At 39.1% G+C, this 15,633-nt stretch carries 19 protein-coding genes and 5 pseudogenes; 20 read left to right on the top strand and 4 right to left on the bottom strand.

Annotation, left to right across the window (positions count from 1 at the left end; genetic code table 11):
- Window positions 1-14 precede the first annotated feature (14 nt).
- The 5 genes from J2T20_RS05635 to J2T20_RS05615 all read left to right on the top strand — a co-directional run bounded on the left by J2T20_RS05635 (window position 15) and on the right by J2T20_RS05615 (window position 2,028).
- Window positions 15-1,019, top strand: a complete 1,005-nt coding sequence (locus tag J2T20_RS05635; RefSeq protein WP_307586412.1) for an aldo/keto reductase — start codon at window positions 15-17, stop codon at window positions 1,017-1,019.
- A gap of 7 nt (window positions 1,020-1,026) precedes the next feature.
- The gene (locus J2T20_RS05630) at window positions 1,027-1,413 is read left to right on the top strand and encodes a MerR family transcriptional regulator (protein ID WP_307586775.1); all 387 of its coding nucleotides are present in this window, start codon (window positions 1,027-1,029) and stop codon (window positions 1,411-1,413) included.
- Window positions 1,414-1,470: 57 nt separating this feature from the next.
- Window positions 1,471-1,644, top strand: a complete 174-nt coding sequence (locus tag J2T20_RS05625; protein WP_307586410.1) for a hypothetical protein — start codon at window positions 1,471-1,473, stop codon at window positions 1,642-1,644.
- Between the two features lie 48 nt (window positions 1,645-1,692).
- Window positions 1,693-1,851: a hypothetical protein gene (locus J2T20_RS05620; protein WP_307586408.1), complete on the top strand. Its 159-nt coding sequence runs from the start codon at window positions 1,693-1,695 to the stop codon at window positions 1,849-1,851.
- A 75-nt stretch (window positions 1,852-1,926) separates the two neighbouring features.
- Complete coding sequence (locus tag J2T20_RS05615; RefSeq protein WP_084146909.1) at window positions 1,927-2,028, top strand: sporulation protein YjcZ; 102 nt, start codon at window positions 1,927-1,929, stop codon at window positions 2,026-2,028.
- On the opposite strand, the pseudogene J2T20_RS05610 reads toward J2T20_RS05615, so the two are convergent.
- A pseudogene (locus tag J2T20_RS05610) lies at window positions 2,025-2,180 on the bottom strand (methyltransferase domain-containing protein); the annotation flags it as partial. The gene J2T20_RS05615 and the pseudogene J2T20_RS05610 overlap by 4 nt on opposite strands.
- A 218-nt stretch (window positions 2,181-2,398) precedes the next feature.
- On the opposite strand from J2T20_RS05610, the gene J2T20_RS05605 reads away from it, so the two are divergent.
- Both J2T20_RS05605 and J2T20_RS05600 read left to right on the top strand, forming a co-directional pair.
- On the top strand, window positions 2,399-2,773 hold the full coding sequence (locus J2T20_RS05605) for a response regulator (protein ID WP_307586405.1): 375 nt from the start codon (window positions 2,399-2,401) through the stop codon (window positions 2,771-2,773).
- 114 nt (window positions 2,774-2,887) lie between these two features.
- A complete protein-coding gene (locus tag J2T20_RS05600; protein WP_307586403.1) occupies window positions 2,888-3,928 on the top strand; it encodes an HD-GYP domain-containing protein in 1,041 nt (346 codons plus the stop codon).
- A gap of 294 nt (window positions 3,929-4,222) precedes the next feature.
- On the opposite strand, the gene J2T20_RS05595 is transcribed toward J2T20_RS05600, so the two are convergent.
- Entirely contained in the window at window positions 4,223-6,082 is a 1,860-nt protein-coding gene (locus tag J2T20_RS05595) for an LTA synthase family protein (protein WP_307586401.1), read from the bottom strand.
- A 356-nt stretch (window positions 6,083-6,438) separates the two neighbouring features.
- Here J2T20_RS05595 and J2T20_RS05590 point away from each other — a divergent pair, with 356 nt between their 5' ends.
- From J2T20_RS05590 to J2T20_RS05580, 3 genes are read left to right on the top strand one after another with little or no spacing between them, the layout of a single operon-like run.
- The gene (locus tag J2T20_RS05590; RefSeq protein ID WP_307586399.1) at window positions 6,439-6,978 is read left to right on the top strand and encodes a CAP-associated domain-containing protein; all 540 of its coding nucleotides are present in this window, start codon (window positions 6,439-6,441) and stop codon (window positions 6,976-6,978) included.
- The gene (locus J2T20_RS05585; RefSeq protein ID WP_307586397.1) at window positions 6,944-7,168 is read left to right on the top strand and encodes a hypothetical protein; all 225 of its coding nucleotides are present in this window, start codon (window positions 6,944-6,946) and stop codon (window positions 7,166-7,168) included. The genes J2T20_RS05590 and J2T20_RS05585 overlap by 35 nt, the downstream gene beginning before the upstream one ends.
- Window positions 7,169-7,221: 53 nt before the next feature.
- Window positions 7,222-7,545 (top strand): hypothetical protein, encoded by a 324-nt coding sequence (locus J2T20_RS05580; RefSeq protein WP_307586395.1) that lies wholly within the window; start codon window positions 7,222-7,224, stop codon window positions 7,543-7,545.
- On the opposite strand, the gene J2T20_RS05575 is transcribed toward J2T20_RS05580, so the two are convergent.
- Together J2T20_RS05575 and J2T20_RS05570 are read right to left on the bottom strand one after the other, a co-directional pair.
- Window positions 7,539-8,498 carry a staygreen family protein gene (locus J2T20_RS05575; protein ID WP_307586394.1) on the bottom strand — a complete coding sequence of 320 codons (960 nt, stop codon included), beginning with the start codon at window positions 8,496-8,498 and terminating at the stop codon, window positions 7,539-7,541. The two genes, J2T20_RS05580 and J2T20_RS05575, sit on opposite strands and share 7 nt — an antisense overlap.
- 275 nt (window positions 8,499-8,773) lie before the next feature.
- Entirely contained in the window at window positions 8,774-9,493 is a 720-nt protein-coding gene (locus tag J2T20_RS05570; protein WP_307586392.1) for a class I SAM-dependent methyltransferase, read from the bottom strand.
- Between the two features lie 123 nt (window positions 9,494-9,616).
- Here J2T20_RS05570 and J2T20_RS05565 point away from each other — a divergent pair.
- From J2T20_RS05565 to J2T20_RS05520, 10 genes and pseudogenes are all read left to right on the top strand, one after another.
- Window positions 9,617-9,739 (top strand): annotated as a pseudogene (locus J2T20_RS05565) (MarR family transcriptional regulator); the annotation flags it as partial.
- 32 nt (window positions 9,740-9,771) lie between these two features.
- Window positions 9,772-10,040 (top strand): annotated as a pseudogene (locus J2T20_RS05560) (GNAT family N-acetyltransferase); the annotation flags it as partial.
- Window positions 10,030-10,248, top strand: a pseudogene (locus tag J2T20_RS05555) (FMN-binding negative transcriptional regulator); the annotation flags it as partial. The pseudogenes J2T20_RS05560 and J2T20_RS05555, both read left to right, overlap by 11 nt.
- A gap of 68 nt (window positions 10,249-10,316) precedes the next feature.
- On the top strand, window positions 10,317-10,661 hold the full coding sequence (locus J2T20_RS05550; protein ID WP_307586391.1) for a recombinase family protein: 345 nt from the start codon (window positions 10,317-10,319) through the stop codon (window positions 10,659-10,661).
- Window positions 10,633-11,013 (top strand): zinc ribbon domain-containing protein, encoded by a 381-nt coding sequence (locus J2T20_RS05545; protein WP_307586389.1) that lies wholly within the window; start codon window positions 10,633-10,635, stop codon window positions 11,011-11,013. The genes J2T20_RS05550 and J2T20_RS05545 overlap by 29 nt, the downstream gene beginning before the upstream one ends.
- Window positions 11,014-11,414: 401 nt before the next feature.
- Entirely contained in the window at window positions 11,415-12,536 is a 1,122-nt protein-coding gene (locus tag J2T20_RS05540; protein ID WP_307586387.1) for a PTS transporter subunit EIIC, read from the top strand.
- A gap of 361 nt (window positions 12,537-12,897) precedes the next feature.
- The gene (locus J2T20_RS05535; protein ID WP_307586385.1) at window positions 12,898-14,178 is read left to right on the top strand and encodes an amidase; all 1,281 of its coding nucleotides are present in this window, start codon (window positions 12,898-12,900) and stop codon (window positions 14,176-14,178) included.
- Between the two features lie 154 nt (window positions 14,179-14,332).
- Window positions 14,333-14,468 (top strand): annotated as a pseudogene (locus J2T20_RS05530) (DUF2975 domain-containing protein); the annotation flags it as partial.
- Between the two features lie 72 nt (window positions 14,469-14,540).
- Window positions 14,541-14,639, top strand: coding sequence for a DUF255 domain-containing protein (locus J2T20_RS05525; protein WP_307586382.1), 99 nt, complete (start codon window positions 14,541-14,543; stop codon window positions 14,637-14,639).
- Between the two features lie 360 nt (window positions 14,640-14,999).
- Window positions 15,000-15,602, top strand: coding sequence for a class I SAM-dependent methyltransferase (locus tag J2T20_RS05520; RefSeq protein WP_307586381.1), 603 nt, complete (start codon window positions 15,000-15,002; stop codon window positions 15,600-15,602).
- The last annotated feature ends 31 nt before the right edge of the window (window positions 15,603-15,633 follow it).

Raw genomic sequence — 15,633 nt, 5'->3', positions numbered from 1 at the left:
TGGGGAACTATCAAATGGAGTATGTAAAACTTGGGAATTCCGGCTTAGATGTCTCTAGGCTTTGTCTTGGCTGTATGAGCTTTGGTGAAGAGGGACGATGGGTTCATCAATGGGTACTTGATGAAGAGCGCAGTCGTCCAATTATTAAACAAGCTCTTGAGATGGGCATCAATTTTTTTGATACGGCGAATGTATATTCAGATGGAACAAGTGAGGAAATTGTTGGACGAACTTTAAAGGATTATGCTAATCGAGATGAAATTGTCCTAGCGACGAAAGTTCATTTCCGCATGCATCAAGGTCCAAATGGTTCAGGACTTTCCCGAAAGGCAATCATGAGTGAAATTGATAAGAGTCTTAAGAGACTAGGAACAGATTATGTGGATCTGTATCAAATTCACCGCTGGGATTACAATACTCCTATCGAAGAGACGATGGAAGCGTTGCATGATGTGGTTAAGGCTGGGAAGGCAAGATACATTGGGGCTTCTGCCATGTATGCGTGGCAGTTTCTAAAGGCATTACATGTAGCTGAGAGAAATGGGTGGACCCGATTTGTATCCATGCAGAATCATTTAAACCTCGTGTACCGTGAAGAGGAGAGGGAGATGCTGCCGCTTTGTAAGGAAGAAAAAATCGGAGTTATTCCATATAGCCCGCTCGCTTCTGGAAGATTGACGCGTGATTGGTCAGAAACAACATATCGTTCCGAGACCGACCAAGTGCAGAAATCTAAATACGATGCGACTGCAAATACTGACCTATTGATTGTAGAGCGGGTTGCAGCAATCGCAGAAAAACGTGGCGTTCCCCGCGCTCAAATTGCACTTGCCTGGTTGTTGCAGAAAGAACCAGTAACAGCTCCCATTATCGGTGCAACGAAAATATCTCATATCGAAGATGCTGTAGCTGCTCTTTCAATTACGTTAACACCTGTAGAAATTGCGGAGCTGGAAGAGCCGTATGTTCCTCATCCGATAGTTGGTCCTATTCTGATACAATCTGAAAGAGGGAAGTGAAATGTGCATGTTGATAGCAGAAGTAAGTCGAAAATATGATTTATCACAGGATACTCTCCGCTATTATGAACGCATCGGACTTATCCCACGGGTTACACGCAATAAAAGCGGAGTAAGGGATTATACGGAAGAAGACTGCAGGTGGGTTGAATTTATTAAATGTATGCGGGGCGTAGGTCTTCCAGTTGAGATATTAATTGAGTATGTAGGCTTGTTTCAACAGGGTGATGAAACGATGGATGCTAGAAAAGAACTCCTGATCGAGCAGCGTATACAGCTCGTAACAAGAATGGAAGAGATGAAGAAAGTGTTAGAACGTATGGATGATAAAATTGCAAGATACGCACAGACAGTTCTTGAAAAAGAAAAAACTCTAAACAGGCCTCAAGTATAGAACTAACCTCAATTGAGAAAAATATGGGAGAGATATAAACAGAATAGGAGTGAGTATTTGGAAATCACACTAGGAGCAGATGAGGTAATTAGTCGAATTAAGCAATTACAATTAAATGGAGAAACAATTAGTAAAAAACAAGTGAAGCAGAATGATCCTGAGTTAATGCGCAATGCATTGTTTTATTTTCCGAGTTGGGACCATGCATTAAAAAATGCAGAGATATCGTAAATGCGTGGCTGAGCAACCAAGAGTCGAGGAGCTTGCAGGGGTATAACCATGCAACCCCTCGTTTTTTTTGACACTTGGTTTGAGAAAGCAAAGAATATTGATACAGTAGTAGTTGAATTTGTCCAAGGTGAACCCTTGGAAGGTGGATGGTATGGTTTAAAGATTGGATTTCGAGAAGAATTACAATCAAATATTCCTCTATGTTAATTTGGGTTATAGTCCATACATTCAGAACGGACGGCGCATATCATGTATTAGGAAATCAAAAAGGAGGGGAAATCAATGGGATGTGCTGAAGTTGGACACGGATTTACTTCTACGGCTGCAATTTTGGTTCTTTATATTTTGTTGGTAATTATTTTATCTGCTGGTTTCTTTGTTTAATAGCAAGATCGTATAAAGTAAGAACAAGAGCCTACACTCCTAGGCTTTTGTTCTTTTTTTAGTTCAGCCCGCTTTTTTGCTTTTGCGATCATATCTGGGCGAATATCTATACCTACTACATCATGACCCTGAGCAGCTAAATAACAAGATGTTCTGCTAGTGCCATATCAAAATATTCCATGTATTGAATTTTTCGAAATGCCTAGCCTTAACATGAAATTATTAATTATACACATTTGAAAAACATTACATGTATAGTATTATAGAACCAGGTCTTTTAAACTACTTCACTCAAGTTCTTGGGATTCTTCATTAAATATTGGTTAACAAAAATAGACATAATTTTGTAGTATTACCAGGAGGATTTGAGATGGAAAAAGTGCTGATTGTCGATGACGCAGCTTTTATGCGTTTGAGTCTGCGAACACTATTAGAAACAAATGGTTACCAGGTGGTTGGGGAAGCAGAAAACGGAACAATGGCTATTCGAAGATATATCGAGTATAAGCCTGATATTGTTACAATGGACATCACCATGCCTGGTTGCACAGGAATTGAAGCACTAAAAGAGATCCTGAAAATAGATCCAAAAGCAAACGTAATTATGATTTCTGCTATGGGTCAAGAAAGATTAGTAAGAGATTCAATTATCGCGGGTGCTCAATCCTTTATAGTGAAACCTTATAATGAAGAACCTGTACTTAAGACAATTAAACAAATTGTTGAGAGAGAAATAATAGTCTAAGAAATTAAAGAGGAAACAAAGCATAGTTGCTTCTGAGATAGGTGCTGTCGAGGAATATACTATATTGACAAAAATCTCTCACGTACACTTTACAATTCCAGTAGGGAGAGTGCTATGATATCAGAAAAATTAAATATTGAGCAATGTATTAAGGGAGATATTCTTGCAAAAGATGTGTTTTCTGATACAGGATACCTATTAGTTGGGGCAGGAACAACCCTAAGTGAATTTATAATTTCAAAGTTATATGAACTTAGTATTGATAGTATTCAAGTATTGAGACAAATACCTGAGCAGAAGAAAAATGGTGAGACTAAGCAAAAGTTCTTAGAAAAATATGGAGAAAGTGTAGTGCTAATTAAAAATTTAATTGCTGATTTAAATTCTGGTAAGAATTTGGAACTTGAAGAAGTTGAAGCCATTTCTAATATTTTAATGGATCATTTCAAAGAAAGCGATATGATTGTGAAATTTATGCAAGAATTACGAAGTGCTGACGAATATACGTTTTACCATTCCATAAATGTTGCATTCTATTCGATGTTGATTGGAATGTGGTTAGGTCAACCAAGGAATGAGATACAAAAAATCGTTCAAGCTGGTTTGCTACATGATATAGGGAAGGTTAACGTACCATATAATATTTTGAATAAACCAGAAAGATTAACAATAGAAGAGTACGAAATCATCAAAAAACATCCAATGTATGGATTCGAAATGCTCAATAAAATAGAGGGTATTGATTCAGATATTAAGCATGCGGTCCTCTACCACCACGAAAGAATGAACCGTACAGGGTATCCTTTTAAGTCCTCCCCTGAAGATATAGGGTTATATCCCCGTATTATAGCTGTAGCTGATGTGTTTGATGCTATGACTTCAAATAGAGTCTACAAAAAAAGAAAAACACCGTTCGATGCTTTTGAAATGTTTCTAAGGGTGGGGTTTTCTGAATTTGATATATCAGTTTTGAATACTTTTCTAAATCAAATACCAAAATATCTTGTGAGTGCAAATGTTTTGTTAAGTAATGGTAAAATAGGACAAATTGTCTATGTACCACCTCAAGAAATAACCAAACCAATAGTCTCGACTGAATCAGGGTTCATTGATTTATCCATCAGTACCACAATAAAAATAGTTGAAATGTTGTAAACACTAAAAAATAAGTTATTACACTTGTATGTGTTAGCAAACTCAAAAGATACTAACCTATCCGTTAGTGTCTTTTTGTCCTTCAATGGTAATACTGGGTACGATTCTTACTAGCGAGAAGTAACCGTTTCATTAGAAGAATCAATAAGGTGGGATCCTACTTGCTTAACATGGCTTCATCTGATATGGGCAAAATGCTGAACAGCCACCTCTGCCTCATCGTTGCGAGGTGGAGATGGCTGTGTCCATATACTGCTGTCATTGCCGTGAGGATAATCTCTCCGGCCTTATTCTTTAAAATTCTCTGTCCGGTAATTGTGTTACATAACTGTCGGACAGATGCAGGAGTTCCAAAGCACGGTTGAATTCATCTTCTGTAGATTTAAGCGATTGGTTGCCGTCGCCAGATAAGGTATAATGCTGGCCGTCCTCGAACCCGCTGCCGGATAAGAAAAGCTCTTCGTTATTGACGAAGGATCCGGTCGGTAAATAATAGCGCTGTGGCAGCAAATTATAGGCGGTCTGATTCATCAAATCCTGTCCAAAATGAATATGGTTCTCCAGAGAAACGCCTAATAAATTCGATACCGTCGGTAGAATATCAACCTGTCCGCCCAGTTGATTATTTACGCTTGGAGTCGCAACCCCACCAGAAGCCATGATAAGTGGAATATTAATCAGATCGCGCTCTGTATACACATGTCCCAGTATTTCCTCCATCAAGACTTTATCTTCATCTTTCATCGAGAAAATGGGGAGTCCGCGATGATCGCCGTACAATACGACTAGGCTATCATCCCATACACCGTTTTGCTTAAGTTCTGCGATAAACTGGCCAAGCGCATAATCTGCATAATTCTGGGCTCGAATGTAATCACCAATGAAGGTTCCCTCGTATCGTTCGGGCAACAGCATTTGGTATTTGCTTTCCGGAATGGAGAACGGATTATGCGATGACATCGAAATGACCTGCGAATAGAAAGGTTCGTTACTGTCATTCATTCGGGCCAGTTCAGCAGCTGTCTTCGAATATAGTACTTCGTCGGACGCTCCATAAAATACAGTATCGTCTTCGCCGAAAAAGGCCTTGTCATAGTACTGATTAAATCCCAGCGCCCTGTATAGCTCACCACGATTCCAGAAATCAACTTCATTCGTATGAAAGGTTGCGGTGTCGTAACCTTGCTCCTCAAGAAGTTTAGGTAAGCTTGGAAGTTCCTTGGGAGCGTATAACTCCGTAGCGGGACCATTCGGCGGAACATAAAAGGAAGTGTTCACGATAAATTCAGCATCGGAGGTGTTGCCTTGCCCGACTTGCTGGAAGAATCGTGGGAAATAGATACTGCTGTCCGCAAGCTTATTCATATTCGGAGTGATTTCATGTCCATCAATCGACAAATGGATTAAGAAGTTTTGAAAAGACTCCATTTGAATGATGATCAAATTCTTACCTTTGGCGGCTCCATATAAGAGCGGTTTGGACTGAGTTTGAATGCCTTTGGTCTGATCAATGACAGATTGAGTAATTTGGGAGAACTCGATCTGCTCTTCCTCTTCATCTGCAAGAAGGGCGTAAGCTTCGTAATTCAGAATGCCCATTTGCTCGGCTTGGACATTTTCATTCATACTGGCCTGATTCGGGAAGATATTCATCATACATATAGCCAAGGATATACAGAACAAGGCAGCGACTACTCTCCGGTTGCTAGGGCGTGACATGGATTTTTTCCAGGCCAGTGCTTTCTTCCGGCTGAGCATAACCAGGCTGATAATAATAATATCCAGAAAAATAAGCATATATTGAGGATGAATGACTGCAAAAATACTCTTCTTGACGGCTCCCACTTGCTTGGCCTGGCCGATCACCTGTGAAGTAGCTATAAAACCAAAGTGATTATGGTAGACAATCAAGGAGAAGAACAAAATAGTAATCAATAAATTGACGAACATGTAGATATGAATCTTCCGTTTCGTGGCGAACCATTCAATCAAGCAGAAGATGATGAGTATAAAAGGAATCTCCTTGAACCATGTACTCCAGGTTGGCCCGTCTTCGAACAAGTAATACCAGGCAAAATAACTTTTCGCAAGCATTATCAAAGAGAAAAACAGTATGGATCTTTTGCTGAGAGTGCGAGGTACCTTCAACCGCATTGCTTATGCGCATCCTTTGCTTTGAAATTAGTCATTCTACTTTAACTAATACATTCTATTACATAGAAGGTTTCATAATCAACTATAAAAGATTACTAGAAATTTCTACATAATACACAGGATGGACTATTCCTATATCGCCAAATATGATGGGGGATTTTCAAACGAACAAGAGGAACACAGAATGTCCCACGCTTGAACGACGGGAAACGAAAGTCTTCACTACACGAACGGCAGGTTAATTCAACGGCTGCATTGAATAGTTATAGATAGCAAATTTAAGAAATGTAACTGAAAGGGAAGAAGTTAATGGGGATAAACTCAAAGGTAGAAAGAAAGAAAAGCTATGGTGGTCGGTGACAGTTTCTGATTCATTTCACGTAAACGCAGCTGCATCAAACGTGAATGCGGTTAACGGAAGTATCATTCAGCATCCTTACTTAACCATCCAGGTCCTTAAGGAGAAAAAGCCGATATACATTCGACCAGGCATGACCAAGCAGAAGGTAGATCAATTACTAGGTAAGCCTATTGAAATCGAATACCCGGGCTTCAGAGGCTACGCCTACGGTAACAGCACCTCAACGATACATGTCACTGTTGGCTATCTTAACGGTAAAGTAGCCTCTATTTATACTTCGGGTTACGAAATATCTTTAAATGGCCAATTTAAGTTTGGAACCCCTTGGAAGAACGTCTTGACGAAGCTCGGACCGCCTTCTCAAGTCAAAGAGAATACATATGATTATGTCTTTCAATTGATAAACGGAAAACTCAGACGGATTTATGGTACGGCTATTCAAGAAGGAAAGGGTAAAACGGACGTTTACACGTTAAGATTCTACATCAGTGAGTCAGGTAATGTCCGAGGGATATCTGTCGTTCAGGCAGCCTGATCCAACCAAACCAACCTTTACAGAGGAAGAAATCATTGGCATTAGTAATGGAAAAGAAAAGCCGATTTCGCTGGGTATGCATCGTGAAACAGTAGAAGCAACAAACGGTAAGCCTGATGGACAACTTTCCTATATGGTTGACATGGATACGACGGAACGGTATCCGTATATTATCGCGGAGATATCGTAGCTGCGATTCTTGTTGATCCTTCACCTGAAGTGCAAACCAATAAAGGGCTTCGAATGCCGGCGAGCCGAAAAGAAGTGATTCGTATCTATGGAGAACCTGCATTCAACGACCAAGACAGCTTAACCTACAACTTCGAAGCTGTAGGTGATCGGTTACAAGCGATGAGTATGTTCAAACAACTAGATAACAGGTATTGGAAGAATATAAAATACTCATTAACCTTCCTTACAAATGAGTCCAACCTTGATCAAATTGAATACTTTATTCTCCATGATTTTGATTTTTTTTTTACGATGAGTACACGAATAAGCAGATCACCATACCAAAAAGATGAGGTCGTTACTGAAGAACTACCTCATCAAAAAATTGATCAGTAAAGGGAAATTAAATTAGTACTTAGTATGGCTACTGACAATCTAGATGAAATAAATTCAGTACCATCCCATGTCAAAAGGTTTTCTACGTACCCTAATGTATCCGAATTAGTAGTGCCGATAATTCGTTGAATAGCAAGTAAATCATAACTATTACTTTTTTCGTTTGTAACAATGGGATATAACGCACCTAAAGCAAGAACCTCTCCTTTTACGGGTTGTTTTAGTTTGCCATCTTCGTTGTAGTATTGTGATAAATATTCTTCGCCCTTGTAGCTAATGTCAATAGTGAATAGCACGTTAAATTGGGGATTCCCGATGCTTACCTTGTAAAAATCCTCATAGTTTACCTTGAATTTATATTCAGTGTTGTATTTTTCAACATTAAACATTTCTTGTAGATTGTTATCCTTAAAGGAATACACATAGAATATGCCATATCCGCCGCTTCCTCCAGAATCAATACTTATTAAAATATCCGCTACGCTATCCTTAGAAAAATCCCCCAGAAATAGTCTAGCATTATATCCCGCATTGTATTGAAGATTTACCGTTGTAGTTTTGTTAGAATGTCCATCTTGGATAACAAGTGTAATCTGATCAGCAAAGTCTCCAGTTCCTTCTGGTTTATTTCCGTATAAATATAAGTTATCTATTGTGCCGTCTCCAGTTACATCTGCTTGCTTCATATCCAGTAAAGTAATGTTTCTGGAATGAGTCAAGTTACCATACCCACGGTCTCGGTATATTTGGTTTAAATATTGGCGTGGAGTTCCAAAGTAAATCTTTTGTCTATATTGCGGATTATTGGATTCATAATATATATAGATAGGGGCATCAAACAATACAGGATAATTAGCGTAAAAGTATTGGTTTCCATAAACAATTCCTTTTATAGCTGCGTTCATTTCTTTTTTGAATAGGTTAAAACGAAATTCAGCAGTAATATCAGACATATATATTCCTCCATGAAAATTGGGTTATAATCCATACATTCAGAACGGACGGCGCATATCATGTCATAGAAATCAAAAAGGAGGGGAAATCAATGGGATATCCTGAAGTTTGTCACGGATTTACTTCTACGACTACAATTTTGGTTCTTTATATTTTGTTGGTAATCATTTTATCTGCTGGTTTCTTTGTTTAATAACAAGACCATATAAAGCGTATTAAGCAAGAACAAGAGCCTATACTGCTAGGCTTTTGTTTTTTTAGTATGGTGACTTATTTATTTAGTTCCAATCACAAGAATATATCCGATGTATTCTTCATAACTGTCCATTATATTATTGTACTTACTTATTACTTCCCAAATGGAGAGGTCAAGAAAGGAACCCACATCAATTTGTTGATAATAGTCTGGATGCTCAAAAAGATCCTCACTTGATTTAGGAAACATGAAGGGACCCTCAATCTGTGAACGAATAAACCCAATGGTTTTTACTAAAGCGGACCAATCCTTAATGTCCCATAGCTTCTCAACGTGATAAAATTTTGTGATTTCTTGATTGATTTCTGTAGACATGGGTTTTCGTTGGATCATTTCTCTGTCAAAAAGTTGGCCTCCAGGCCGCAAAACCCTGTAATATTCCGATAATGCCTTCCCCGTATCGGTGAATATAGATACAGACTCGACAAGAATCACATCAAATGATTCGTCAGGAAATGGCAGTGAAAGGGCGTCTCCTTCCAAGAAATTTACCGTTGCATTCTCTTTTTCAGCCCGCTTATTTGCTTTTGCGATCATATCTGGGCGAATATCTATACCTACTACATCATGACCCTGAGCAGATAAATAACAAGATGTTCGGCCTGTGCCACAACCCACTTCAAGAATTCGAGAGCTAGTGGGTAGGGGATATTGTTCAAATTGCTTTAAAGTGGCAGCAAATCCTCCAGGATGAGCGTTACCAATACCTAATTTGGCCAGCATGTCGAAATATTCCATGTATTAAATTCCTTTCATCGCAGGTTTTACCTTATAGTATGTAAGAAAATTAACTTTGCACCGCAGTTGAGGATTTTATTGACTAAGGACATTCCTTACCATTACAGGAGAGTATAAGCTAGGGTCGCACTATCTGGATTCTCCGAAAATGAAGTAGATACCATTTTTAACCTGCTGGAAAGAGTCAGGAAAAATGTTGAAAAAGACTGGGAGTTTGTAAAAAAGGGAAACAAAAGAAATTATTGATTCATTAAAAGGAGGACAAATAAAATGACTATAAAGAATTATCAAATACCTCTTCGGAATTCTATTTTATTTATTCATATTCGGAAATTGCTGGGTTTTAAAGATAAACGCTAATGAAATTCAAACTGAAATAATGGATAATGATTCGCTTGAAATCGAGAGGATTTATATAAAGAATAAATTTCTTAAACAGGGGCTTGGTAAATATCTAATAAATAAAGCTATAGAAATAGCGATAGAACGGAAAAAAGAAACGATCTGGCTAGGGGTTTGGGGAAAAAACGAAAGCGCAATTACCTTTAATTTTGGATAAGGAGAACAAATACTTATATGGACATTTTGCACGCCCTAATCCTCAGTGGAAGGATATTAGCAATCAAATTGTCTTAGCCATTTTTTATGGTCCGCATTGTTATATCTCTCCTTCATGGTATGAAACAAATAAAGCAGTTCCAACATGGAATTATGTAACTGTCCAAGTATACGGCGAAGTCGAACTTATTGATGATTAAAAAGAGTTAATGGAACGATTAAGCGCAGAATGAAGCAAGGAAAAGAGTCAGGAGCCAAGAAAGGCATGTGGACTAATGGTAAGCCGCCATTTCCCTACTATTATGATAAGAACACAAAATCGGTATTGGTGGATGATATAAAGCGGCCAATTTATAGGGCGATTGTTGAAAAATATCTGAGTGGAATCAACCTCGGGCATATCGCTATTTGGTTATCGGATAACAAGCTACCTACGCCATACAACATTAAGCGGGATGGAAGGGACAAAGGATGGTCCAATGTAACTATACAAAGGCTGCTATTGAGCGAAATTCATCTCGGCTACATCACTTACGGGAAAACACGAACAAAGCGTGGTCAAGTGGAGATTGTTCCTGAAGATGAACGAATTAAGGTCATGGGAACATGAGAAATTGAAGACACAGGAAGAACATGATGCCATCGTAGAGCGTTTAGTGAAGAATAGGCTGATGATGAATCCCAATAGCCGGAGAAATCTTTTTCCCCTGTCGGGACTACTCTACTGTGAGAAATGCGGCTGTAGAATACAGTTCAGAGTGGGCCAAAGCAAGAAACAAGGTCAATACTGGAGCGCATTATGTTATCAGCATTATAAGGATGGGAGCAAATGTGAGCAGAAGGGCAAGGTGTTGGACGATGAGTTTTTTAATGCTTTATATGAGCGTATCATCAATGTGGACCCGAACATTTTGTTGGAGATTGAACTACAAGGTCGCGGTTATTTATCAAGGCTAATTTAACTTTTCTCTTGTTGAATCAGTCTGAAAATAATACACCTCCGCTGTTGAAGGTGTTCTCATTGGATGACGGCGAGGATTCAAACACCGTTGTTATAAGGCGAATTTTATAGCAGGCGGATTATCTTGTCGTCAGAAATTTATAAAAAGCTTTATCTCACATCATTCATGATTTCATGCTTATAAATTTCAATGCCTACCACTTACAAACGTTTATACACCATACACCAAGTGAGTTTCAATCTTATGGAAGCATTCTAAAGAATAGCATTAGATTATCGCATACCCTACTTACACAATGTCTTATCCGCTACAAAGATATTTTCTATGATATAGTAGTCTTTGATTGTATGGTCGGGGCGGGTGCCTTGCCCGCTAATTTGTTGGGAATGTAGGAGGTACTTATGGAAGTTGAAAATCAAGTTTTTTCAGTCAAGCAGCCCCGGAAGAAAATCGTTAATATCATTATAGATGGGATTTCCGGTATCTTTCTTCCACTGGTGAATATTTTGAGCGCGGCGGGAATTATGAAGGGTTTGTTGGCTGCCGCAGTAGCATTAGATCTGTTAAACAATAAGGAAGGTACCTATTTGGTGCTGAATGCGATGGCTGACAGTCTGTTTTATTATCTTCCCGTTCTTCTGGCATTTACATCGGCTAAAAAATTCGGGGCAAACCCATTTAGCGCCGTAGTCATTGCCGGAGTGCTGTTGCACCCCAGTCTTAGCACTCTCTTTGGAGACGATCAAACGATTAACTTCTTTGGGCTAAGTATTACCCCTGTTACATATCCAGCCAGCGCGATTCCTATTCTTCTGGCGACGGGCTTGCTGCTATATATCGAAAGATTCTGTTTTAAAGTTTTACCCGAAGTTATCCGAGGCTTCTTCACCCCCTTATTTTCAATAATTATAGTCTCATCCATTACACTATTGGTCTTTGGTCCAATGGGTATGGTCGTGGGGGATGCGCTCGCAAAAGGATATAGCTTTGTGTATAATCTCAGTCCGGTCGGTGCGGGAATAGCTCTAGGGGGGGCCATCCAGGTGATGGTCATATTTGGACTACACTGGAGTTTGGTGCCGCTTGCTATAAACAATATTACAATCAATGGTTCGGATACGATTTTAGCCTTGATGGGTCCGGCTGCTTTCGCCCAGGCAGGAGCGTCATTGGCGGTTTTCTTTAAAGCCAAGGATAAAAAGTTTAAAACTCTGTCATTATCCGCATCGATTTCAGCATTATTCGGTGTCACAGAGCCCGCGATGTTTGGTGTGAATCTCCCCTTGCGTAAGCCGATGGTTGTCGTTTGCTGTGCCGGAGCCGTTGGCGGTGGAATCGCTGGAATCTTTCACTCGGCTGCGATTTCTTTCGCCTTCCCTGGATTGGCAACCTTGCCGGCTTATTTGGGGGACGGATTCAGCGGCTTCCTTATCGCCTGCGCGACGGGATTAGTCCTATCTTTTGTTGCAACCCTGCCATTAAAACTGGCTTTGGATCCTGCCGAACATTCAGTAAACGAGTAGATGTCGGAAATTGAATTTCTCGCTCAAAAAAGCTCCAGTCTGCATTACCTACGTGCAACATACGCTCAGATACTACCCCTAGGTAGTGTCTTTTTTTCTTCCAGAAAGATGGCACGTCGGTGAATTCCACTCATTTAAAAGGAGTACCAAAAATGTAGTTTCTTTCTTAATCTCCATCCCTCAACTCCTGTCCTCCACCTTAATTCATCCTTTTAGATCTTACCCTAACTAGACACTATTAATTATTGCTATAGCCACATCGTATCAATCGGTAAATAAAATACCCTTTTTAAAAAGCTACGATTTCCATCTTAAATATGGTAAAATAACCCTGAAAACCACATTTTAGGAGGGGTTATCATTGTATCTTCAGCATGCATCTTTAGTGGACATAAATAAAGGTTCATTAACTGAAAATTTGACCCATTTGTATAAACGTTACTCTAAAGTTGAACCATACATAAACGCTTTTATTCCAGAGGAAAATTTGGAAGCACGCTTTTTTAATGATGCGAACTGTTTATTGGAGAAGTTCCCCCATCAAGATAATAGACCCGCTTTTTTTGGCATACCTTTTGCAATTAAGGATTTGATGCACGTTAATGGTTTTCTAACTCGGGCAGGTTCCAAACTGCCCTCTGATGTTTTGACAATGAGCGAAGGATCCTTTATTTCAAATCTTCGATCAATGGGGGCAGTATTTGTAGGGAAAACTGTTACAGAAGAATTTGCTTATCATAGCGTAATACCTACCCGCAATCCACATAATATTGATCATACATCTGGCGGCTCAAGCGCTGGTTCAGCTGCTTCTGTGGCCGCTGGAATATGTCCCATAGCAGTGGGCACTCAGACACTTCGTTCTGTCATTGCTCCTGCCTCATTTTGTGGAGTGGTTGGCTTTAAACCAAGTTATGCTCGTGTTGCATTAGATGGGGTTATTTTACTGTCGCCATCCTTTGACACAATCGGATTTTTCACACAGGACATAGAAAGTATGCAATATGCAAGTTCTCATTTAATTCCTAATTGGCGATCCTTCCATTCAGATAAAAAACCTATTCTTGGTGTTCCAAGTGGTATGTATATGAATTTTATGTGCGATGAGGTTAGAGGTGCTTTCGAAAATCAGCTTAAATTATTGGAGCAAGCTGGGTATACCATTCGCAATGTAGATATGCCCTGGGATGATTCCTTCATAGCTGGTGATGCAATGATTAAAATGGTACAAGCCGAGATGGCGCAGGTTCACGAAATCTGGTTCCGAAAGTATGAGCATCTGTATGGCTCTTCAGTAAGGGAGGCCATTAAAAACGGTCAATCTGTGCCTTCTGAGGAATTAGAACAATACCGTGCTGGACAATTGAATTTAAGAATTGATTTGGAAAATACCAAAATAAAAAATGGCATTGACTTATGGGTTTCACCCGCTCAAGGAGGAGTAGCACCAAAAGGTTTTGAAAAGACAGGTTGGGCAGGGATGACAGCAGTCTGGTCTTACGCAGGACTTCCAACGATAAGTATACCCGTAGCTAAAATTGATGGCATGCCTTTAGGTTTCCAATGTATTGATAGTCATGGGAATGATGAAGCCCTATTATATTGGACAAAGGAAATAGAACGTAGTTTGTTATCTAAATAAGTTGTAAATTTAACATTTTAGTGTAAGTAAATAAAAAGGATATAATAATAACAATAATAATATAATAAAAAACATTACTAATTTATTGTAAAACAATATATCATATGATTAAATCATGTTGTCATTAAATGAGTGAGGTGTTTTAAATGAATGAATTTTTCTGGCTGGAATTGCAGTGCTTGCTTTGATGTATCTGGTTGCCTGAGATAGCCGTTAGAGATGCAAGAGTACTTCCAGATACGGCTTACTTCCTAATCCCCTTTTTAGTATGTGCATACGGACACTCAATAAACAGCGGGAAGAATAAACCTTAATTTTCACGTTTAAAGCTGTGCTATCTCCCTGCGATTTTCCCCAACCATTTGGGTAAACTAACTAACTGGTATGCGTGGAGTGAAGAAGCGTTTGATACCGCGAGAAGAGAAAATAAACCTATTTTCTTATCTGTTGGGTATTTGTAGTGGTGGAATAGTCAACCTGCCATTGGTGGCACGTCGGTAAATTCCACTCGTTTAATCTTAGTGTTCTCGTTACATTCCCAATTCAATTTCCGTTTCATTCTCTTATCTTTATTCCATTAATCTCTCGATGAACCTGAAATCATTCTTTTTCGAACCTCGGCCAAGTATATATGAAATACTCTGTACTTTTTTGTAACGATTGCACTAATGCAACCATCTCCTTCTGTGAAAGCGTCTAGTCGATAGGTAGGATAGAGAAAAGGTTTAAATTGTAAAAAATAGTAGTGAAATTGGAATTGGAACTTATAATAGTTATAGAAGATTAGTTCGATATTTACTACATTGTAAGGTGGGAGATAGGTGAAGAAGAAGGAGTTAATACGTATCTTTGATAAGCAAGCAACCTTATATGAGAAAAAAAGAGAAGGCCCAAAACAAAAACGTTGGCGTCAAAATCTTTTAAGTCATGCGAAGGGCGATGTGCTTGAATTGGCAGTGGGGGCAGGTGCGAATTTCCCATTTTATCCTTCCGGGATAAAGGTTACAGCGGCTGACTTTAGTGAGGCGATGCTTGAGAAAGCAAAAAGTGCGGCAAAACATCATCATATTGAAGTTGATTTTATTTGTTCTGATATTGAAGAAATGAACTTTTCCGATCAATCGTTCGATACTATTGTATCTACGTTATCATTTTGCAGTTATGATAATCCAAAAATGGTGTTAGATAAAATCAATCGGTGGTGTAGACCGAATGGGCAAATCCTTTTCATGGAGCATGGGATCAGCTCTAACCTTGCGGTTTCCGCTGTCCAAAAAGCACTTAATCCGCTTTTATATCGTGCCTATGGATGTCACCATACCAGGAACATTGTAGGACTGATCAGAGAGTCAGGTCTCAAAATCAATAAGGTGGAAAGCTACTGGCTTAACATGGTTCATCTTATTTGGGCGAACCCGAGGTAGTAACTAAATTATTATTGAAGTACTCAATTTG

The sequence above is a fragment of the Paenibacillus wynnii genome, from assembly GCF_030812855.1.
GTDB classification, from domain to species: domain Bacteria; phylum Bacillota; class Bacilli; order Paenibacillales; family Paenibacillaceae; genus Paenibacillus_AQ; species Paenibacillus_AQ wynnii_A.
This window is presented reverse-complemented; position numbering and strand designations above follow the sequence as displayed.